Annotated in this window: 21 protein-coding genes and 1 riboswitch; of the genes, 1 reads left to right on the top strand and 20 read right to left on the bottom strand. The window is 27.4% G+C overall.

Annotated features, from left to right (window positions below; translation table 11 throughout):
• Positions 1–104: 104 nt before the first annotated feature.
• The 13 genes from AC11VW_RS09735 to AC11VW_RS09795 form a co-directional block, all read right to left on the bottom strand.
• Positions 105–2672 (bottom strand): UvrD-helicase domain-containing protein, encoded by a 2568-nt coding sequence (locus AC11VW_RS09735; protein ID WP_484301218.1) that lies wholly within the window; start codon positions 2670–2672, stop codon positions 105–107.
• 32 nt (positions 2673–2704) lie between these two features.
• Positions 2705–3643, bottom strand: coding sequence for a dipeptidase (locus AC11VW_RS09740; RefSeq protein ID WP_484301219.1), 939 nt, complete (start codon positions 3641–3643; stop codon positions 2705–2707).
• 59 nt (positions 3644–3702) lie between these two features.
• Entirely contained in the window at positions 3703–4224 is a 522-nt protein-coding gene (locus AC11VW_RS09745) for a cob(I)yrinic acid a,c-diamide adenosyltransferase (protein ID WP_484301220.1), read from the bottom strand.
• Positions 4225–4501: 277 nt separating this feature from the next.
• A complete protein-coding gene (locus AC11VW_RS09750) occupies positions 4502–5596 on the bottom strand; it encodes an alanine racemase (protein ID WP_484301221.1) in 1095 nt (364 codons plus the stop codon).
• Between the two features lie 201 nt (positions 5597–5797).
• The gene (locus AC11VW_RS09755; protein WP_484301222.1) at positions 5798–6328 is read right to left on the bottom strand and encodes a hypothetical protein; all 531 of its coding nucleotides are present in this window, start codon (positions 6326–6328) and stop codon (positions 5798–5800) included.
• Between the two features lie 95 nt (positions 6329–6423).
• The gene (locus AC11VW_RS09760) at positions 6424–6891 is read right to left on the bottom strand and encodes a hypothetical protein (protein WP_484301223.1); all 468 of its coding nucleotides are present in this window, start codon (positions 6889–6891) and stop codon (positions 6424–6426) included.
• A gap of 186 nt (positions 6892–7077) precedes the next feature.
• Positions 7078–8199, bottom strand: coding sequence for a DUF1648 domain-containing protein (locus AC11VW_RS09765; protein WP_484301224.1), 1122 nt, complete (start codon positions 8197–8199; stop codon positions 7078–7080).
• A gap of 156 nt (positions 8200–8355) precedes the next feature.
• A complete protein-coding gene (locus AC11VW_RS09770; protein ID WP_484301225.1) occupies positions 8356–8610 on the bottom strand; it encodes an RING finger protein in 255 nt (84 codons plus the stop codon).
• 162 nt (positions 8611–8772) lie between these two features.
• Positions 8773–9432, bottom strand: a complete 660-nt coding sequence (locus AC11VW_RS09775) for a 3-oxoacid CoA-transferase subunit B (protein ID WP_484301226.1) — start codon at positions 9430–9432, stop codon at positions 8773–8775.
• Positions 9425–10090 (bottom strand): CoA transferase subunit A, encoded by a 666-nt coding sequence (locus AC11VW_RS09780; protein WP_484301227.1) that lies wholly within the window; start codon positions 10088–10090, stop codon positions 9425–9427. Before AC11VW_RS09780 ends, AC11VW_RS09775 begins: the two co-directional genes overlap by 8 nt.
• 12 nt (positions 10091–10102) lie before the next feature.
• A complete protein-coding gene (locus AC11VW_RS09785) occupies positions 10103–11308 on the bottom strand; it encodes an acetyl-CoA C-acetyltransferase (protein ID WP_484301228.1) in 1206 nt (401 codons plus the stop codon).
• Between the two features lie 240 nt (positions 11309–11548).
• The gene (locus AC11VW_RS09790) at positions 11549–12187 is read right to left on the bottom strand and encodes a nitroreductase family protein (protein WP_484301229.1); all 639 of its coding nucleotides are present in this window, start codon (positions 12185–12187) and stop codon (positions 11549–11551) included.
• Positions 12188–12419: 232 nt separating this feature from the next.
• The gene (locus AC11VW_RS09795) at positions 12420–13136 is read right to left on the bottom strand and encodes a hypothetical protein (protein ID WP_484301230.1); all 717 of its coding nucleotides are present in this window, start codon (positions 13134–13136) and stop codon (positions 12420–12422) included.
• 158 nt (positions 13137–13294) lie between these two features.
• Here AC11VW_RS09795 and AC11VW_RS09800 point away from each other — a divergent pair, with 158 nt between their 5' ends.
• Entirely contained in the window at positions 13295–13573 is a 279-nt protein-coding gene (locus AC11VW_RS09800; RefSeq protein ID WP_484301231.1) for a hypothetical protein, read from the top strand.
• A 50-nt stretch (positions 13574–13623) separates the two neighbouring features.
• Here the strand turns inward: AC11VW_RS09800 and AC11VW_RS09805 are convergent, their stop codons facing one another.
• The 7 genes from AC11VW_RS09805 to AC11VW_RS09835 all read right to left on the bottom strand — a co-directional run bounded on the left by AC11VW_RS09805 (position 13624) and on the right by AC11VW_RS09835 (position 22789).
• Positions 13624–15033, bottom strand: a complete 1410-nt coding sequence (locus tag AC11VW_RS09805) for a sensor histidine kinase (protein ID WP_484301232.1) — start codon at positions 15031–15033, stop codon at positions 13624–13626.
• Complete coding sequence (locus tag AC11VW_RS09810; protein ID WP_484301233.1) at positions 15033–15716, bottom strand: response regulator transcription factor; 684 nt, start codon at positions 15714–15716, stop codon at positions 15033–15035. Before AC11VW_RS09810 ends, AC11VW_RS09805 begins: the two co-directional genes overlap by 1 nt.
• 233 nt (positions 15717–15949) lie before the next feature.
• A riboswitch (cobalamin riboswitch) is annotated at positions 15950–16126 on the bottom strand.
• A gap of 55 nt (positions 16127–16181) precedes the next feature.
• Entirely contained in the window at positions 16182–16487 is a 306-nt protein-coding gene (locus AC11VW_RS09815) for an energy-coupling factor ABC transporter substrate-binding protein (protein WP_484301234.1), read from the bottom strand.
• Entirely contained in the window at positions 16456–17199 is a 744-nt protein-coding gene (locus AC11VW_RS09820) for an energy-coupling factor ABC transporter permease (RefSeq protein ID WP_484301235.1), read from the bottom strand. The genes AC11VW_RS09815 and AC11VW_RS09820 overlap by 32 nt, the downstream gene beginning before the upstream one ends.
• Before the next feature lie 257 nt (positions 17200–17456).
• Positions 17457–18365, bottom strand: a complete 909-nt coding sequence (locus AC11VW_RS09825) for an alpha/beta fold hydrolase (RefSeq protein WP_484301236.1) — start codon at positions 18363–18365, stop codon at positions 17457–17459.
• Positions 18366–18442: 77 nt separating this feature from the next.
• Positions 18443–21568, bottom strand: coding sequence for an AAA family ATPase (locus AC11VW_RS09830; protein ID WP_484301237.1), 3126 nt, complete (start codon positions 21566–21568; stop codon positions 18443–18445).
• Complete coding sequence (locus AC11VW_RS09835; RefSeq protein ID WP_484301238.1) at positions 21569–22789, bottom strand: exonuclease SbcCD subunit D; 1221 nt, start codon at positions 22787–22789, stop codon at positions 21569–21571.
• Positions 22790–22835 lie beyond the last annotated feature (46 nt).

A 22835-nucleotide genomic window follows, 5' to 3' on the forward strand; every position in this document is an offset into this window, starting at 1 on the left:
CCTTCAAGCCCCATAAGTGCATTGGTTAACTTTTCACTTTCTTCTAAGCTTTTTTCAAACTTATTTACTAAATTTAATATATTGTTTTCATTCATATTCATCACCTAGTTTTCATATCTTTCGTTTAGAATTATTAGTGTCTCTTTTATATAGTTTATATTTTTATTATTTTTATTTATTTTATAATCTATATACTTTTCATATAATAAATAAAATTCATTCATCCAAGCTTCCTTGCTATCTTTTTGAAGTGCTATTTGTAGAGGATTTAATCCTATTTCTTTAAATTCGTTTAAAATTTCTTCATAATTTTTATTGCTTAATACATGGCATTTAAGTACTTTTGTATAATTTTCAACTTCCATATAACATTCGCTAGCAAGGTTATACTCTTTTAATTTCAATAACTTACTACCTGCTTCAGAGTATTTCCCTTTTTCTGTTAGTAGCAAAGCTTCACATCTTTTTATATAATGATTTATATTTTTAACATTAGACTTTTTATACTGAGTTATTGCTTGTTCATATTTTTCTTTTGACTCTAAATATTTACCTTCATTAAAGTAATCATCATCATTTGATATATAATCAAACATCAATAATCTTTCATCAAATTCACTTATTTTTTGAATATAATTTTTTATTTTATCATATAAAGGTAAATCTTCTTTTTCTTCATAAAAACAAACATAATCTCTAGCACGAGTTATAGCCACATACAACATATTAAAGTAATATCTATATAATGAATGATTATCATAGCTTACACCACTAAAAATTTCGTCCCATTTTGCTTTATGCTTAGATATTATGTTATAACATATGATATAGCTTTTTTCTATACCTTTAATTTCTCCTAGTGTAAATACACTATCTTTTATACCATATTCATATTTTAGTTTTAATTTTTCTTCTTCATCACAAACTACTATGGCTACATAGTGTCGGTCTTTTACCATATTTAAAAGTTTTTTTTTATTATCTTCATCATTTTTTAATAAAAATGGCTTATTAGTACTTTCTCTTATTGGCTTTTCTACATAATCATTTCTTTTACTTTTATAAAGCTTTTCTATTCTTAAGTTAGCAATTTCATTAGATAAATCAACTATATCACTACAACTCCTATAATTAGTATAAAGAATTTTTTTATAAAACTTGTCATTATAACTGTTGTTCATAAATAAAGTTTCTATACGAGTACTATTAAAAAATGTTGGATTTATAGTTTGATTAAAATCACCGCTAAATAAAATATTATGTGGATTTTTTACTAATTTGTACATAAGGTATATTTGTATCTCTGTTAAATCTTGAATTTCATCTACTAATATAAAATCATATTTCTTTACTTTGTCATCATTTAGATTTTTAAGTACAATTCTAGTTATATCATTTTCATCATATAAGCTATTTTCATTTAGCCAATTTTCATATTTAGTTGCTATATCATATATAAGACTTCTATCTTCTTTACCATAAATAGAGTACTCATTTGGCAAGTTTAAATAGCTATTTTTATCTATTATTTTTTGATTTATTATTTCTTCTTCTATCTTAGTTTGTATTTTTTCTAAATCATTTAAAATATTAGTTTTATTTTCTACATTGCTATTATCCAGATTTTTTTTTATTATATCTATATTGATATTTAATACAAAGTTAGCTTTAATAAGTTGTGCAAATTGTTTATTATGTAAATAATTTATAGTATCTACATAATAGTCACATATTTTAAATTCAACATATGGCATCCAATTTATACCCACTAAACCTTTTATAATACCTCTTATTTCTTTGTATATATCAAATACATATATATATGACTTTTTTAGTTTATTACTTCTATTTACATTAGTGTAAAACCAATCCTTAAACTTATAAAAATCGACTGTCTTGGTTTTATCAGACTTATTGTATAAGTATTTACTAAGATACTTAAAACTAACTTTGCTGTTAAAGTTAGTTTTACCATTTTGAGAGCATATATATTCAAACATAGAACTGGTTTCATTCATTAAGAGTTTAGAATATGTAAAATATCCAATATTAATTTCATAGTCTTTGTATAAAGAATATATTTTATTTATCCCTACTGTTGTTTTACCACTTCCTGCACTACCAAATAAAAATAGTGGTGTTAAATTAGTTTTTAAGCATTCTTCTTGTTCTTCATTAAGATAATAGATTGCATTTTTCTCATCTTTTTTTATTAGCTGAAGCAATGTTTTATTATCTACAATACGAGTTATTATTTCTTCTGGATTATAATAATACGTTTTATAGTTTTCATCTATTAGTTCTTCAAATTTTTCTTCACTATTTAAGTCGTTGTAGTCTACATTTAGATTTAAGCTTTTCCCTCTTTTTATTTGATTATCATGATTACAATAGTCTAGTATTATTAAAGCATTTTCTACTTTAAATTCGTCTCTCATATGATTTACCTTAGATGCAAACGTAAAAAGTATCCTATTTGATATATCTACTCTAAATTTAAATATGTTGTCGTTTCCTTTTATTTTTCTTACTGAATAACTATTTGGTATATTTTTTATTTCATTATTATTCCTTTGTAATTCATTTATAAAGTTATCTACCTTTTCTAGGATAAAGTCTTTCCTTTCCTTTGGTAAATTCTTTATAAAGTTTTCTGTTATAAGCTTTTTCATAGTCTTACGTCCTCTAGAGAAAAGGGAGTTATCTATAACACATCTTTTATAACCCTTAATGCATTTTTATACATCATCTTTTCTATTTCATCTTCTTTAAACCCACCTTTTAAAAGTGCATTTTGTAATTTATCCATTTGACTTATATCTTCCATTTCAAGTCCATTAGGTATACCATCAAAATCAGAACCCATAGCTACTACATCTATTCCACCAATATTTACTATGTGTTTTATATGATTTACAATGTGTTCAACTCTTGATATATACATATCTCCTAAGAAAAACTTACAAAAGTTTAGTCCTGTAACCCCACCACTGTTTGCAAGTATCTTTATCATATCATCTGTTAAGTTTCGAGTAACATCTGTTACACTTCTAGCATTTGAATGTGATGCTATAAAAGGCTTTTTAGAAATTTCAGCTACATTATAAAATCCACCATCATTTAAATGTGATACATCTACTAACATTCCCAGTTCATTCATAGCTTCTACTATTTCTACTCCAAATGGCTTTAGTTTTGTAGTTTCATATCCTATCTGACTATGAGGGTATCCTATTTCATTTTCATAATTCCAAGTTAAAGTAATTAATCTAACTCCTTTTTCATATATCTTATGTAAATTTTCTAATTTGCCATTAACTGCTCCACCTTCTTCTATTGAAAGTATTGCTGATATTTTATTATTTCTTTCATTTTCTAATATTTCATCATAATTTCTAGCTAATGCTATCGTTTCTTTATTTAGCTCTAACTGTTTAAAGAACTTATCTGCCATATCCTCAAATCTATTAAATGGATTGCTTCTATGATTATCTAAATCAAAGTAAAGTGCAAATACTTGTGCTAGCGAATTTGCCTTTTGTAGTTTTTGTATATCTATTGAAAAGTTATTCCTATATAAATTTGAATTTGGATAGTCCATTAATTTATCTATTGTATCACAGTGTAAATCTATTATTTTCATAATATTATCATCTCCTTATTTATAATAATATCATACATGATATATTAATTTATATATAATTAAAATTCCATAGGTATTAGCTTTTCTTCATTGCATCTTGCTATAGCATATATTGTATCTGATAATCTATTTATATATTTTATTAAAAGTGGATTTACAGGTTCAACTTTTCTAAGTGTTAAGATTCTTCTTTCAGCTCTTCTACATATAGCTCTTGCAATATGTAAATGTGCTGCTGCTAATCCTGTCCCTGGTATTATAAATGCATTTACATTCTCTGTTTTATTTGTATATTCATCAATTATCTTCTCTAGATTTTTAATATCTTCTTCTGTAATTATTTTCGTAAATTTACTTTCATCTTTAGTTGCAAGCTCTGCACCTACATGAAATAGTTTTTTTTGTATATTAAATAATACTTTTTTATCTTCTTCCTTTGTGTAGTTTATGCATAAACCTATGTATGAATTTAATTCATCTATAGTACCATATGATTCTACCCTTATATTATCTTTATCTATTTTAGTTCCATCGTATAAAGAAGTTTGACCTTTATCACCTGTTTTTGTATATATTTTCATATTTTAAACCCTCTTCCTTTTTAATGCTTATTTATAAATTATACTTTATTTAATTTATACCTATTCTATTATTTATATATTTCCTGTATTTTAATTTATAAACTCATGGATTATTTTATAGTAGACTTTATTTATTTTTATATTGAAAAGCATTTTATTCCTACTAGGTATTTAAATTCATTACAATTGTAAATTTCATCCTTAGTATTAAAAAAAGCCTAAGTGTTAACTCAGACTTTTTAGATATTTAATTTTTTAATAAATCTATAATTATTACTTAAATGTATACTTTATTGACATAATTAGATGAAGTTAAGTAAAGTACACTTGGATAAAATAATCCAAAATTTATAATATCTCCTACTTTGAATGCTTTTGTACTGTCTTGTATATCTACAATAAGATGATCACTACTACTTCCTATAATTTCAACACCTTCATCTAGTGGGATTAAACTATCACAAAAAACAAAATCTTGTTTGCCAATTCCTAAAATAGCTCTTTTTCTTATTCCTCTATCTTCATAAACAGGTTTGTTTCCAAAAGCATCTATAAACATTTCACCTATTGGATAAGATGGTTTGTTTTTTATTTCTATTATTTCAGCTTTTAATGTAATTGTATCTTCATGCATTTCATCTACATCATATCCCCAATAATGTGGTAAATCACGTCCTACTATTATTCCTTCGCCTATTCTTAAATTATTTATTTTCTTAGGAATATTATTATCTAATATTAATGGTAGCGTAGTTGTTGCACCCCCTGATATTATGTCTAATTCTCTATTTATTTTACTTTCTATTTTATCAGCAGCATTACATAATTTACTTAAATTATCATAGGAAGGTTTTATAGAACCGTAGCAACTTAAATTAGTTCCAACTCCACAAAGTTTTACGTATTTTAATTCATTTTCTATGTATATAGCAGTATTTATAAATTCTTCTTCATCAATTATTCCTTCTCTTAAATCTCCTAAGTCCATCATAAGTATAACTTTATGTTCTTTATTTTGTTTTTTACATTCTTCTTCTATTTTATTTATTATTTCTAACTCTGAGTTTAAGCTAATATCAATATTTTTTACTACTTCTTGTATTTCTCTAAGCATTGGTATACGAATTAACATGTTTTCTTTTTCTATACCATACTCCTTAAGACTTATTAATTGTTCTATTCTAGAACTAGCAACGTATTTACATCCACCTTTTACCATTTGATCTACAATCTTTGGTTGAGCATTTGCACCCTTTACTACTCCTGCAACATTAATATCTAAAGCTTTACATAATCCAACTACATGCTTTGTATTTTCATATATTTTATTTAAGTTTATTTCTAGTACTGGATATTTATCTTCATATACCATAAAACACTCCCCCTGATAAATTAATTCTATTTAATGTATTTTATTCAAGTGGCATAACTTATATTAATAATCTATTTAAAAATAAACAGAAAACACTAACTTAATCCAAAAGAGCTTTATTTTTTATGTAGTATTTATTCCTACTAGGTATTTTAGGTTTTTGTAAAGTTAAAGCCCTAGTAATCGAGGGCTTTGGTTTTACTATCTAAAAACCTTCATATTATTTTCTATACTTAGATACTGAAGAATGCTTTGTAGTGGCAATTGTCTACTTTCTATAGCCATACCAAATTGTTCAAAGCTTTTTTGAGTATCATCTCCATAGGTTTTAACTATACCTTCTTCTAGTTCTTTTAAATGAATGTATAAGTATTCTTTTATATCTTCTACACTCTTTAATTTGTCTATCTCATCTCCAAGTAATACATGCTTGAATATTTCAAAGCCTTCACCTTTTGAGCTCCATATAAATAATCTATACGTCATTAAAGACATTTCTAAATATATTCCAGTACTTATAGAGTTCATATGGTTTATGTCTTCGTATAGATGTTGATTAAAATCTACGAAGCCAGTAGATGCTATTTCGTATGTTTTTTGTTCATTATACTCGATATTATTTTCTACTACTTTATTATGAAAATCTGAGTATCCACTACTTTGCATTAATATTGCTGCTAATTCTGTAGTTTGTACAAATATTTTCTCTTTGTTTAAAAATTGATTATTCATTTGTGTCTCCTTCTGCTTATTTTATTAGTTTATGTATTGTAAGCTTTCTATCATTTTAACATACTATCTTTTGGGGCAGTTAAAATACATATGCATTACTTTAGACTTTCATTTATTCCAGTTATTATTTCTTCTTTATTAAAAGCAAAGTAAGTTATAAATCCATTATAAAGTGTATCTGACATTTTTAAGGTTTCTTTTATCTTCAAAAAACTTTTTATAAATTCGTCTCTAGTTATATAACCTACAATGTAGCTTATTAATATTTCTATAAATGTAGATGTTATAACATATCCATCTTTGTTCTCTTTAAGACTTAATTGTACATAAGGAATTAAACTTACATATGCACAAAGTTCTCCTATACACTTTTCACTATAGTTGTTTATATTATTCCTTGCATTTATTTTAAATGTATCTTCCATTGGTATATTTTGTAGTAAGTCACATATAACACTGCTTATATATTTATTTAAATTACTTTCACTGTCTTTAGACATTCTCTCTATTATAGCTTTATCAAATTTATTCTCTGTATAATTTTTTAATTCAATTAATTTCATATTACTTCATCTCCTAAACCATTTTGCTAAGTAGTATGATGACTATACATAAGCCACCATTATATATTTTACCATTATAACCAATTTTGTCACTACTTAATTAATTTCATTATTCTAAAAATTTATCTAACTATACTAAATGTAAATACTTTCTCATTTAATGTTATCTTTTTATTGTCTACTTGACTATATAAAACATATAGTTAAGCTTGCAACCATTATAACTACAACTATAATACTTATAACCTTTCCCATTGGATTTGCAATATTTATACTCCATCCTGCTCCTAACCTTTTTTCCACCATAAGAGATGGATCTTCCTTATTATAATATATAAACCCATAGATCCATTTATCATCATCACTTTCACTGCAGTAACTAGACTTGTCTTTTGGCTTTAATGTTCCTAGCATTATATAAAAATAAATTAAAGGTACTGTGATAAATATAGGTGCTATACATCCAAATAATGTAAGTGATAGTGGTATATTTTTTCCCTGTACCATAAATACAGGAATTGTTGTTGTGATAGATTGAATAGTAAGCGTTAATATTAAAAATGAATATCCAAGACCGTTTAAGTATTTTGTAGCTTTTTTTCTATTTACCTCTAAATTTTTTGTATCTATATATGTTTTACTAGAAATAGTCCCAACTCCCATAACTGCAAACAATATAACCATTGATAAATCTATGAAATTTATAAAAAATACATTTATTATATTCTTTTGTGAAAAACCATCAGGCTTTCCACTTGCTCCCCAATGAGTAATTATAGTCTCTGGCATACTATTATAATTTAATAAAACATATAAAAAAGATGCTGTAGAAATCCCTATACATATTCCAAATAATATCTTAAATTTTTTCTTAAGCTTCTGTTTAGCCTTTATAAGTTCTGTATCTACTACAACTTTTTTAGGTATATTATTCTTTTGTGTAAAGAATTCATCATGCGCTTCTAAATATTTATTCTTTAAGAATTTTACTTCCTCATATGCTTTTTTTAGATACATAAAGTATAGTACTAGATATACTGTTGTAAATATTAATATGTTAGTACCAATATTAATATTAAATATAAAACCCGCCAATAAATATATTACGATAACTAATAACAATCCTATGTTTAGTTTCTTTTTAAAGTGTTTATCTATTTCTTTTTTAATATCTTTGCCTAATTCTATATTTTTGATATATACTCCATAAAAATAGTGACTACCACTTATAGATTGAGTGCTTAATGCTATCAAATGTGTGAACAAAATTATTAGAATGAAAATCATATATTCCATCAAATTCCCCATAATTATCCCTCCGTTTAAGATAATTATATGGTTAATACACTCAAATATCTATAATTGATTTACTACAGTGTTGTAATTATATAAATAAGTAAGTCCATAAACAGTTGCTGGTTTAGCTAACTGTTTATGGACTTACTTATTTATATATACTAATTATTATGCTTTTTTAGGTCTTAGGTCTGATTGACTTAAGTGTTTTCTTATAATATATGATGTACCATCTTTTTTGAATTCAGCTTCATATGAATATCCATACTTTTCTATTTCAACAAAGTCTAGTATTTTAACTGCGTCTCCTGCTCTTAGAGATATGTTTTTAGTATAAGTATCACTACCATCAACATGTACCTTTATTCTTCTATCTTTAGCAAGATATGCTATATCATTTATTTCGAATTCTCTTTTTATCATTGTGTCTCCTTAAATATGTGTTTTTACAATAGATTGTATTTATTCATTATACACGTAATTTACTATAAAAGCTAATAAATATAGTGATGCGTATAACAAGATTTTATCCAAAAACTTTAAATAATAATCTATAATTTGCTAGATTATTATTTTTAAATATATCTATACATCCATGTCTTTCAAATCATCACTTATTATAAGTTGTGCTTGTGTAGCATTTTGTACTTCTTCTATACTAAATTCACTATTTATCTCTTTTAATACTAACCCTTCCTTTGTAACTTTTATAACACCCATCTCAGTTATTATTAAATCCACTTGTTCTTTTGCTGTTAGTGGTAGATTACATTCTTTTAATATTTTGTGATTACCTTTTGCAGTATGTTCCATAGCAAGTATAACTTTTTTAGCCCCAACTACAAGGTCCATAGCTCCCCCCATACCTGGAACTAATTTTCCTGGTATCATCCAGTTAGCTAAATTTCCTTTTTCATCCACTTGTAGAGCACCTAATACCGTTATATCTACATGCCCTCCTCTTATTATTCCAAAAGAAGTACAACTATCAAAGAATGATCCCCCATTTTTTATAGTAACAGGCATTCCACCAGCATTTACTATATAATTATCTTCCTCACCTTCCTTTGGCGTTGATCCTATATCTATAAATCCATTCTCTGATTGGAAAGTTACATCCATATTTTCATCTAAGAAATTAGGAACTAAAGTAGGTATACCTATTCCCAAGTTTACAACGTCTCCATCCTTTAATTCTTTAGCAACTCTATTTGCTATAATACTTTTTAGTGTATTTTTATCCATTTAAATTCCCCCCATTTACTATATAATCTACAAATATATGTGGAGTCATTACTACCTCTGGGTTTATATCTCCAACTTCAACAACTTCATCAGCCTCAACTATAACAATATCCGCTGCTGTTGCCATTATAGGTGCAAAATTTCTTCCTGACCCACTATAGTAGCAATTTCCTTTTTTATCTACTTTACTAGCACCTATTATAGCTATATCTGCTTTTAATGGTTTTTCTATTATATATTCAACATCATCTATAACAATTTTAGACTTACCTTCTTCTATTATTGTTCCTATTCCAGTAGGTGTTAACACTCCACCTAATCCAGCACCACCACTTCTTACTCTTTCTGCTAATGTTCCCTGTGGTATTAATTCAAACTCAGTTTCATTTTCATTTAACTGTCTTATAGATTCTTTATTCAAACCTATATGACTTGATAATATTTTTTTAAATTGCTTATTAACTACCATCTTACCAACACCATACTCTATAAACCCTGTATCATTACATATTAAAGTCAGATCCTTAACATTAAGTTCACATAATTTATCTATTATATTATGAGGACTTCCACACCCCATAAATCCACTAACCATTATAGTCATTCCATCTTTTATGTAATTTGATATATAATCTATATTTATAAGTTTTTTACTCATATCTATTCCCCCTTACACTCTTTTTACTATTACTGCAGTACCCATTCCTCCACCAATGCATAGTGAAGCCAAACCATAAGTAAGTTCTCTTTTTTGCATTTCATGAACAAGTGTAGTTATTATACGACCACCTGATGCTCCTAATGGATGACCTAATGCTATTGCTCCCCCATTTACATTAGTTCTTTCTTCAAACCACTCATCACTTAAATTGTATTTTTCCTTTAGTTCTTCTATAACACCTAATGATTGAGCAGCAAATGCTTCATTAAGTTCTATTAACTCTATATCATCCATTGTTATAGGACTATTATTTACTGCATTTTCTATAGCAGGTACAGGTCCAAGTCCCATTACAGATGGGTCTACTCCACCTTGACCAACACTTATTATTTCAGCTATAGGATTTAAATTACATTTTTTTACTGCTTCTTCTGATGCTATTAGAAGAATACTACATCCATCATTTATTCCAGATGAATTCCCTGCTGTTACTGTTCCATCTTTTTTAAATGCTGGTTTAAGTTTTGATAAAGATTCTAGGTTAGTATCTCTATTTGGATACTCATCAGTATCTACAATAACTGTGCCTTTTTTAGTTTTTATTTCTATTGGAACTATCTCTTCTTTGAACCTTTTACTATCAATAGCTTTTATAGCTTTTGTTTGAGAGTTTATAGAAAATATATCTTGTTTCTCTCTAGATATACTGTGTTTATGCGCTATATTTTCAGCAGTAATACCCATATGATAATTATTAAATACATCAGTAAGTCCATCGTTAATCATACCATCTATAAATTCCATATTTCCCATCTTATTACCAGTACGAACTTTAGGATTAGTCATAAAAGGGACTTGAGACATTACCTCAACTCCACCTGCTATAATCATATTTGACATCTTAGCTCTTATTTGACTATACGCTATCATAACAGATTTCATTCCACTACCACATATAATGTTTACAGTATATGCAGGTACTTGTTGTGGTATATTTGCATATATTGAAGCTTGCCTGCCAACACCTTGACCCTGCCCCGCAGGAAGTACATTACCAAGTATAACTTCATCTAAGTCATTAGGGTTTATATTTGATTCCACTATTACAGATTTAATAACTTCACTTGCAAGTTTACCAGAAGATAAACTTGATAACCCACCTAGAAATTTACCTATTGGACTTCTTTTAGCCTTTACTATGTATACCTTTGACACTCTAATTCCCCCTTGCTTAATTGCTTATTTGTACAAGTATATTCAAGCAAGGTAATAATTATTAAGAATAAATTTTTATATATAATTTTACTGGACAGTTAAAAATTCTAAAAAAATAACTCTTTTAATTAGATTTATACTATCCTTAAAGTCATGATTTAAAAAGGATATAATCTATTGAAAGAGTTACTAATAAATATTTAATTTTTAAATTTAATTAAGCGAAATATAAGCTTTATATTAATCTATAAATGTTACAACTTCTTCTAATGGCTTACGAGGTGGTTGAGGTGGTGTATTATCCTCAGCAACACCTAAAGAAATCATAGACATTAATTCGTATCCTTCTTTTTCAAATCCTATAAACTTTTCTATTTCAGTCTTAGCATGAGTAGGTCCTGTCATATAGCAAGTTCCATAACCCATTTGAGTTGCTGCTAATAAGAAGTTTTCTACAGCAGCACCTATACCTTGAGCTGCTGCTTGAGATGATACTAAGACATCAAGTGTTTCTTTAGGTACATTATTTTCTTTTAGTATTTTGTACTCTATCATTTTGTATTCACATGAATATACTAATACTACTACTGGTGCATTTTTAAAGCATGTATAGTAATTTATTACACTCATATGTCTTTTTTTATCTCTTTCTGATGTTGCAAGTTGTCCTATTTTTTCATGGCTTTTAGTTACTATCTCTGCCATTTCATTTATTATTTCATTATTTTGAAGAACAACAAAGTGCCAATTTTGTTGATGTTTTGGAGATGGAGCATGAGTTGCTGCCTTTAATAATTCAAGTATATCTTCTTTTGGAATAGGAGTATTTTTGAACATTCTTACACTCTTACGATTGTATATAAAATCTAAATTTGTCATATGTATTTCTCCTTTTATTTTAGATAGTTTGACATAAAACTAATTATATAATCAAATTAGTTTTGTGTCAAACTATTTTTATATTAATTAACTCGTTGCTCTAGTTAATTAATTAATTTATAAAATTATTTATATCGTTTAACAAATCAATTTACACTTCTTTTTATCTATTTTTCCCTTTATTTATAAAATAAAATCACCGTAAACAAAATTTACGATGATTTTTATATTATTATTTTATTTTTTTAGATAAAGTATCTATAGGCATTAATTTATCTAAGTAGTACCACTTACATTCGCCATCTAAAAGCTTAGCATACTCATCCTTTGAGGCATAGTTAGAGGCCTTCTTATTATAGAATTTAAATTCATTTTTACCCATTTTATTTTTAACACTTTCATACTTAAGCTCTGCTATAAACTTGGAATCTAAGTATCCAAATATTTGAACTTTCTCTATTTTATATAAATCTTTAACTAAATGTCTTTTTATACGATCTTTTTTATCTTCCATTTCTAAGTTTAAATGAACTCCTACATAGTAGTTTCTCTTATTTTTCTTAGTTTCAAATTCAGATTTTTCTATTATAAGTCTTGTATGAATTTCCTTAGCTATTGCAGTTTTTATACCTATTTTGTGCTTATTTATTACACTTTCATCTAGATTTCTACTTATTAAGTAATTTAAAAAACCACATTCAGCTATTTTCTCTATAAAGATTCTTTGCATTCCTACTTCCTTTTGAAGTTCTTTATCTTTTATATCTTTAGGAACTAATTTCATATAGTCATTAGAATTTTCGACACTTTCCTTTGCAAATTCTACACATTTACTTATTTGTTCAGGTGTTATATTAACTGATTTAGTCATTAACTTATCAAATTTTTGTTTTATCTCTATATTTTTAACAAATACTTCGTACTTGCTGTTTGCTGTTATATAATTCATCTGTGACGTCTCCTTCGTTTTTGTATATATTATATAATAATACCACATAACAGATAATATATAAACTATCCCTTAACAATATTATTAAATTTAATAATATAAAAAATGGAAATTATGTCAATAATATTATTTATAATAAATATAAGGAGAACGTATCTATGGATAATTTTATAAAATATTTACACAATAATCTATATTTATATGAATTTACACTAATAAAAACTACCCATAACAAAGCTGTCATATTTAAATCCTTTAGAAAATATACAAAATGTATCTATATAAATATTATTGACGGCCATATAGAAATAAAAATCGATAAAATATTTGACTTAAAAGGGATGGCTCCTGGAATTGAAAGATTAATAATTTCTAAAAAAGTATTTGAAGATATAAATGAATCTTTAAACTATATTCAAAAAAATGTGGCTATTTAGGCTATATAAAAAGCATCTAGTCTGCAAATCTACAGCTAGATGCTTAGTAATTAAAAGTGTATTGTGAAAGTAAAACTTGAACCTTTTCCTATCTCTGATTTTACATATATTTCTTCATCTAAATGACTCATAATTTCAGAAGCTATAGATAACCCTATACCTGTACCCATTGAAGCATGTGCCTTGTCCACTTTGTAAAAACGATCAAAAACAAATGATATATCTTCCTTATCAATACCTAATCCAGTATCACATATACTCACCTTTATAAAATCCTCCTCAGCTACAACGTCTACACTTACACATCCTTCAGCTTCAGTAAATTTAAAAGCATTATCTAACAATATTACTAGCACTTGTATTATACGATTTTTATTAGTAAATACATCAGGAATATGCTTTAAGTTCTTCGGTATATTAAAAGTTACTTCTAAGTCATCCGCCATAACTTCAAATTCCTCTACTGCTTCTAGTATCATCTTCTCCACATTTACTAAAGATTTTTCAAGCGCTACGTTTCCTGATTGTAATCTCGACAATTCTAACATATCTTCAATAAGTAATTCTAATCTCATTGACTCCCTAAGTATCATTCTATAATATTTTTTCTTATCGATTCTTTCTAAGAATACATCATCATTTAAGGTCTCTCCAATTGCACGTATAGATGTAACTGGTGTTTTTAACTCATGTGATACATTTGCTATATAATCTCTTCTAGTCTGTTCTAATAATTTAGCTTGTCTATCATTTTCTTCTAGCTTTGTTGCTAAGTAGTTAAAGGCCCTTGCAAGTTCTCCTATTTCATCTTCCTTGCACTCTTCTATTCTAGTAGAAAATTCTCCTTGTGACATAGCTACAGTAGCCTTAGTCATATCATGTAGCGGTCTAATCATTCTGTTTATGAATATGTATAATGGAATTATTATAGATATTAGTGCTAAAACCATGCTTACTCCTAAAACTATGTAAAATCCATTTAGTGATGAAGTAAGTTGATCTGCAATTTTAATAAAAAACATAGCACCTATTATATTTCCATCTTTTTTTATCGGTTGACCTACAAGTATTACATCATCACTTAATCCATGTAGTTTTGTTACTCCTTTTATAGAGTTACCTTTTAAAACGGTACCTATGTATGGTTGTAGTGCTTTGTTAAGCTCATCATCTTTGAATTTTTCGTGATTATATTCACTTGAAATTTCTTCTTGTGATGTATCATAACATTGAATAATAGCAGATTTCATCAAACTTGAATCTACTATATCATTTAAGTTACAATCATTTCCTACAAAGTCAGTAGCAAGTTTATTTATTTGTTGCTGAATTTCATTTATATTCACACCTAGAAAGTATTGTTTTATTGTAAAACTACAGAAAAATATTGTAGCAACTACTGCACCTATGGCTGTTACAATTATTATTTTAAATAATCTTTTGAATATGCTTTCTCTCATTAAGATACCTCAAACTTATAACCAACTCCATATATAGATTTAATTTCCCATGTTAAATCATCTGTTGGAAGTTTTTTTCTAAGTCTTTTAATTTGAGTATCTACCACTCTAGTATCTCCAAAATAATCATATCCCCAAACTTCAGATAGTATGCTGTCTCTATTTAAAATGTTACCTGGATTAGATGCCAGCATATAAAATATTTTTATTTCCTTTGGTGTAATTTTCAACAATCTTCCTTTTACATAAACCTCATGAGTATCTACGTTTATTTCAAGGTCTTCATATTTAACGCAGTTATTTTGCTTACTTACTATTGTTGTTCGTCTTAATACAGTTTTTATACGTGTTACAACTTCCCTTGGTGAAAAAGGTTTTGCAACGTAATCATCTGCACCTACTTCTAATCCAATTATTTTATCTATTGTTTCTGATTTTGCTGTAAGCATGATAATTGGTACATTACTGTTTTTACGTATTTCTTTACATACATCAGTCCCAAACATTTTAGGCATCATTAGATCTAGTAGTATTAAATCTGGTTTGATAGTTTTCGCTTTATTTAATGCATCTAATCCATCATAAGCAGATACATAATCCATTCCCTCTATTTTTAAATATTCCCCTATTGTCTCATGTACTGATTCTTGATCATCACATATCAAAATTAATGTATTTGACAATTTCTCCACTCTCCTCTTTTGTAAAATCAATTGTAATCTCTAGTAATAATTTAAAAAGAAAAATGCTTTAGCATGGAAACTAAAGCACTTAGTAAGGTTAGGTTGTTACATCTATATCTAATTGCTTAAGGGCAAATTTAAAAGCTCAACCAGGATGATTGAGCTTATCTTTATATCGTAAATATACTTAATATAGTATATTTGATAGTAAGAACATTCCTCATCCCCGAAGAATTTCTTTGATATCATAGGCAGGTATCCTGGCTTAGCTTCGTCCTACTAGTTTACCTTCCCGTGAATTATCACAGTGGTTATAAACGTTCGTCCACATTACAGTAGCGGGTGCTGCAAAGGATTTTACCTTTTTCCCTTTTACTCTCTTGTAGAGTACCTATAATACTTTTAAGTTGTTATAATATACTTATATACTATACTAACTTTATTATTTTTTCAACATATATATATTTATTTTTCCTTTTTACTTCCTAAATAATATCCTATGAACCCTGCTCCTAGAGCTGCTTGAGTTGAAAATAATAAACTTTCTATTTCTCCACTTGGTGGTTCATATAAACTTTTAAACCATGGTTTATATCCTGGATTTATTTGAGTTATAACACCTTCTGCTTGCCCATCTGCTCCACCATATTCAGCACCTGGATTAATTAGAAGTGGAATTATTATAAGTGCTACAGCTAGTAAAAGTAACATCACATTTTTTTTATTCATTGATTTTATATTATTCACTGATTTCGTATTTGTGTTCATCATAATCAACTCCTTCTCCTTCTTTTTCATTTATTAAATTATAAATTATAGTAGTAAGTATACCTTCTGCTATTGCTATCGGTATTTGAGTCATAAAGAAAACTCCTAAAAATTTCACTGCAGACACCATTACTCCACCAGTTGCATCTGGAAATGCTAGTGCAAGTTGCAGTGCAGTTATTGTATATGTAGATAAATCACCTAGAGCAGCACTTATAAACACATTAGTTCCAGGCTTTACATTTTTCTTTTTTAAAAATTTAAATATACAAAATGAAACTATAGGACCTACTATCGCCATTGAAAAAGCATTTGCTCCTAAAGTTGTTATTCCTCCATGTGCTAAAAGTAATGCTTGGAATAAAAGTACTATTGTTCCTAAGACAGCCATAACACTTGGTCCAAATAATATTGCTCCTAAACCTACCCCTGTTGGATGTGAGCAACTTCCTGTTAGTGATGGTATTTTAAGTGCTGATAAAACAAATACAAATGCCCCACATAATGCTAGTAATACCTTTTTTTTCGGTTCTTCTTTTACTAGTTTATTTATATTTTTCACTCCCATTAAGAAAAATGGTATGAATACAATACTCCATATAATAGACCATTTCATTGGTAAGAACCCTTCCATTATATGCATTGCGTTTGAGTTAACTGGATTTAAGATGATTAGCATAAATGCAGCTGTTAAGACTAATTTTAACTTTTTCATATGTTTTCTCCCTCTTTCTTCATATTTCCCTTATGTATATTAAATTATTTTTACAAGTTCATTATATATATAAATTGTGTCATTATTGTGTCAAAATATTGGCAAAGTAAGTACACTTACTAAATTCTATTTTTAAACAATTTTTCTAAATATTTTAAATATTTGTACTAACATTAAAAAAGTTAGGCATATTGCCTAACTTTCTTAATATTAGTATTTTACAAACTATTACAACAATACATGCTATGTGTGCATTACTATTTATTTGTTGAACAAGTCATTAAGTTGGAAGCATAGAACTGTAATACCTTAGATATATATATATTAACTATTTCATCTCTTTCTATATAAACCTCATGCTTCGCTTCTTCTACATGATACAGTTCACATTTGCTATTTCCTTGTACAAATTTATTATGCCCACCTGGTTTTACAAATGTATCTTTACCAGCTTGTATTAATAACACTGGTACTTGAATTTTATTTGAATTCTTTACAACTTCTTTAGTTGCTTTGAATGATTCCTTTAACCAATTAAAAGATCCACCTGCTGTTTGTAAGTTTTTATCTTTAAGTTGCTTGTTAAAATATACATCATATCTTTTTTGTGAACTAGTTCCTGATCCTATTAAATCAGGCTTTCCATCAAATGGATTGTGACCTAGTATATACTTTTTACCTTGCCCAAAAACACACATAGCATTAGCTATTATTTTAGACACAAGGTCTGGATACTTACCTGTATCTATCTGCATCATAGGTGCATTCAAAATTGCTGCATCGAAATAATTAGGGTATCTTTCTAAGAATAATCCACCTATACATCCACCCATAGAATGTGCAAATAAGAATAGTTTGCTTTCATCTGGCTTAACTATAGTATCTATAAAAGTCTTAAAGTCCTCTACATAATAATCAAATTTTTCAACATTGATTTGGCTATCATCTATACCTAGTCTTCCTGAGTATCCATGACCTCTATGGTCTATAATGTATACTGAGTATCCTTCTTGGTTAAAAATTTTTATTAATTCTCTATATCTTACTAAAGATTCACAAAATCCATGTGATATAACTATTTTTGCTTTTTCTTCTTTTACTTCATATTTCTTATAATGTATTTCTATATTATTTTCCCCGTTAAAGTATTCCTCTTGTCTTTTCATAGTCTTCCTCCCACTTATATTGTAAGTGTTGATATTTCAAGATTTAACCTTGGGCTATAAAACACGACCCCTCTATATTATAATATATTAAATTCAGCTTTACTACCTCTTGATGTAGCTACTACTTCAAGTTTTGCATCAACTCGTTCTTTAAGTTCCTCAACATGAGAAATTATCCCAACTAATCTTCCACCTCTTTGAAGCTCTAATAAGCTATCAATTGCATTATCTAAAGATTGTGGATCAAGTGTTCCAAAGCCTTCATCAACAAACATAGTATCAAGTGATACACCACCAGCGTTTGATTGTACAACGTCAGAAAGACCTAGCGCCAGTGATAGGGAAGCCTTAAAGCTTTCTCCACCAGATAGTGAGCTTACATCTCTAGAACTATCTGTATAATTATCATAAATCTCAAGTTCTAATCCTTTTTGACCCGCACCTTTACTTTTACTTTTCTTTCTAATTAATGAGAATCTCTCACCTGTCATTTTTTCAAGTCTTATATTTGCTGCATCTATTATATCCTCAAAATATGATGCTAATATATATCTTTCAAAAGATATATATGGTGATTTTCTACCATTTGCTAAATCTGCAAGCTCTCCAACTACTCTATACTCTTCTTCTTTTTCCTTAAACTCTATATTAAGTTTTTCTACATTTTTAAGAATATCTTGATTACTGTCTAATATAGAGTATTTATCTTTTAATTTAGCTTCCATTTCTTTTTTGCTTTCACTTATAGTCTTAACTTTTTCTTCAATACTTAATATATCTATAAATTCTAAATCCTTGCATTTGTTTATAAGCTCTTCTTTTTTTGTTGTTTCAAAATTTAATTTAGCATTATAATCTTCAACTTGCTTTTGTATTATATCTATTTTAGCTATGTTTAGTTTAGCTTGTTCATATTGTTCTAAAGTATCAAAACCTTCTTTTTTCATTAAAGCTTCAAATTCTGATTTAGTTTTTTCTATTTCTAATCTTAATTCTTCTATAGTCTTGTTTATCTCTTTTGAAGTTGAAGTTTCACCTTCTACACTCTTAGAGATAGTATCTCTTTGTTCTCTTAAACGTACTAATCTTTGCTTACTTTCATTTAATATTTTATTCTTTTCATTTATCAAATCATTTAAGACTTTAATAGAGCCTATGTTTTGTGGGATATCTTTTTTATATTCCTCAATCTTAGTACTTACTTCTGTAAGGCGTTTGAAGTCAACCTTTTCTTTTTCTTCAAAGACAATTAGCTTCTTTTCATTTTGATCTATATTAATATCTATCTCACTAATTTTTTTAACTATACTTTCTTTTAAATCTACTTTTTCTTTAACCTTTACTAATTCTTTTTCTAGGTTTTCAATTATAGTTTTTAACTCTGTACCTTTGTTTTTAACGTCATTATAAGTAGTTTGCAAATATTGTTTATCTAAGTTTAAATTATCAGCAAATCTAGCTAGAGAGCTATTAACAAACTCTAGGGAATTTTTTATATCTGAGTTTAGAGCTGTTAAATCTCTAATCTTTAAGTTCTTTTCTTCTTCTAACTTATCTAAATTAGCTTTTGCTATTTTAAGTTCTTCTTTAGTAGGTATGTTAGAATCATTTTTTATAGTAGCAGGACTTGGATGATTAATTGACCCACATACGGGACAAGGTTTATTAGATTCTAACTTAGAAGCTAGTATACCAGCTTGTTCCTTTTTGTATAAATCATCCATAGTTTCATATTTATTTTTAACTTTTAAATATTCTTTTTCAAACTCTTCATAAGCATTGCTTAGTTCAAAATGTTTAACTTTACACTTTTCATGATTAGCTATAACCTTAAATAAATTTCTTATGTCTTCTATAGTTTTATTTTTATTATTTATTTCATTTTCAAGCTCAACCTTCTTAGTTTCAAATGAGGCTATATCCTTTAATATATTTTCATTATTTAACTTTTCAAATTTTAACTTTTCCGTTAATTTCTTATTATTTAATATTTGTGCTTTGATTTCTTCAACACTCTGATTAAGTGATATAACTATACTTTTAAGTTCATCAAACTCGGCTATCTTAGGTTCAATATTTTTTAGGTTATCAATTTCTATAGCAAGCTTTTCTCTTTCACTTTCCTTAGCTTCTTCTAGATTTAATGTTTCTGTAGCTGTTTTAAAATCTTCGCTCAATCTATCTAAATTACTTAAGCTTAGTTTATAATCTTCTTCCCTTTTAGATAATTTATCTTTGTTATCATTAAACTTATCTTGTATATACTTAACTTCTTTTGCACTCTTATAACTCACTATATCCTTTTTCTTAGTTTCAAACTCACACTGTCTAGTTAAAAGTTCTTCGACTACTTTTATGTTCGCTTCTTTTTCCTTAAGTAGGTTATTGTTATTTTCTATCTTAATTTTTTGTGCATTAATATTATCTAAATTACTTTGTACATTCTTTGACTCTTCACTAAGTAATTTATAACTTTCACTATTTTTAGCTATAAGGTCTTTTAAGTTTTCTATAACTAAAGGGAAGTCAACATATTCTCCAAGAACTATATCATGTTCTCCTTTTATATTTTCTAAGTTAGTTTGCATTTTCTCTTTGCTTTTATTTCTTCTCTTATTAAGGTCTATAGCTTTATCCTTAAGTTCTACTTGTATCTTTTCAAAGTCATATGTATTAAATATCTTTCTGAAAATACTCTCTCGCTCTAGTGAATCTGCAAGTAATAACTTTTTAAACTCACCTTGTGGAAGCATTACAATTTGTTTAAACTGATCTCTAGTTATACCTAAAATCTCTACTAATTTATTAGTGACATTTGTAACCTTAGTTATAACCTTTCCATTAGGTAGTGTTAAAGTAGCATCAGCACTTTTCTCTGTATATCCGTCACCTTTTACTTTTTTCTTTTTCTGCTTAGGAACTCTATTTACAATATATGTTTCTCCCCTAAGGTCAAATTCTAACTCAACAAAGGTTTCAACAGTATCCTCTGCAAAGTGGCTTCTTAAAGAATCAGTTTCTCTAGATTCTCCACTAGCCTCTCCATAAAGTGCATAACTTATTGCATCAAAGATAGTTGTCTTGCCTGCTCCTGTTTTACCAGAGATAACAAATATATTTCTTCCATTTAATTCTTCAAAATCAATTACTTGCTGTGTTGCATATGGGCCAAAAGCACTTATAGTTAATTTTATAGGTCTCATTTACTTCTCTCCTTTCTTTAAAACTTCATTAATTGTACTCATTAATACTTCTTCTTTTTCTTTGGTATAATCTCCACTACCTAAATCCTCATAAAATTCCTTAAATAAGTCTATCTTACTTTTACTTTTGTATTCTCCCTTAGCAGATGTCTTATCTTCACTATACTCACGTTTTCTTTCTCTAGTTATTAACATAGTATTTGGATAAACCGATCTTAACTTCTCCATAGGATTTATTAATTCTCCATCATCAGTTAATATAGCTTGTATATAATCTTCTTTTCCTTCTTCTACTTCTCTTCCTTCTTCTACTAAATTCTCAATATTGCCTTTTAGAACTCTCATGTCTCTAAGTGGCTTTAATTTTTTAAATTCTATATTTATAGATTTATCATCATTTATATCTAGTATTGCAACTCCCTTTTTCTGATTAACTTCAGAGAATGAATATTTAAGTAGAGAACCTGAATATCTCATTTCCTCTCTTCCTATTCTTTGTCTACCATGTAAATGACCTAATGCTACATAATCAAAATTCTCAAATAAATTTCCATCAATAAGGTCTGTACCTCCAATTGATAAAGGTCTTTCTGATTCTGATACTTCAAGGTCCGCAATTTCATACTTTTGTTCATTAGATTTTATTGCATCATTAGATTCTATTGCATCATTTCTTTTCATAGTCACATATCCATGACTTACTAATATATTTATCTCTTCTTTATTTAAATTTTCTTTTATATTATTTATAGTTTCAGACATTGCATCGTTGTGGTTTTTGATTGCTTTGTTATCAAGAAGCTTCTTTACTAATGCGGGGTCTTTGTATGGTACTAGATAGAAGTTAATATTTCTATTGTCATCCTTTATAATTACATGCCTATAAAGTTCGTTATCTCGACCACAAATGTATAGTCCTTGTTTTTCTAGTATTTTACTACCAAAACTTAGTCTCTCTCCACTATCATGGTTTCCTGATATAGCTACTATTTTTATATTTTTATCCATTATTAAAGTACTTAGAGTTTCATTTAAAAGTTCTACCGCTTCTAATGGTGCAATTGATCTATCATATATATCTCCTGCTATTATAAGTACCTTTGGTTGTTCTTCTTCTATAAGTTCTATTAGTTTATTTAAAATGTATTTTTGATCTTCAATCATTGAAAATTCATTTACAATTTTTCCTATGTGCCAATCACTTGTGTGAATAATTTTCATACCTTTTTCCTCCCTAAATTCGCTCTTTCATACTATTTATATTATA

The organism is Romboutsia sp. (assembly GCF_056995035.1).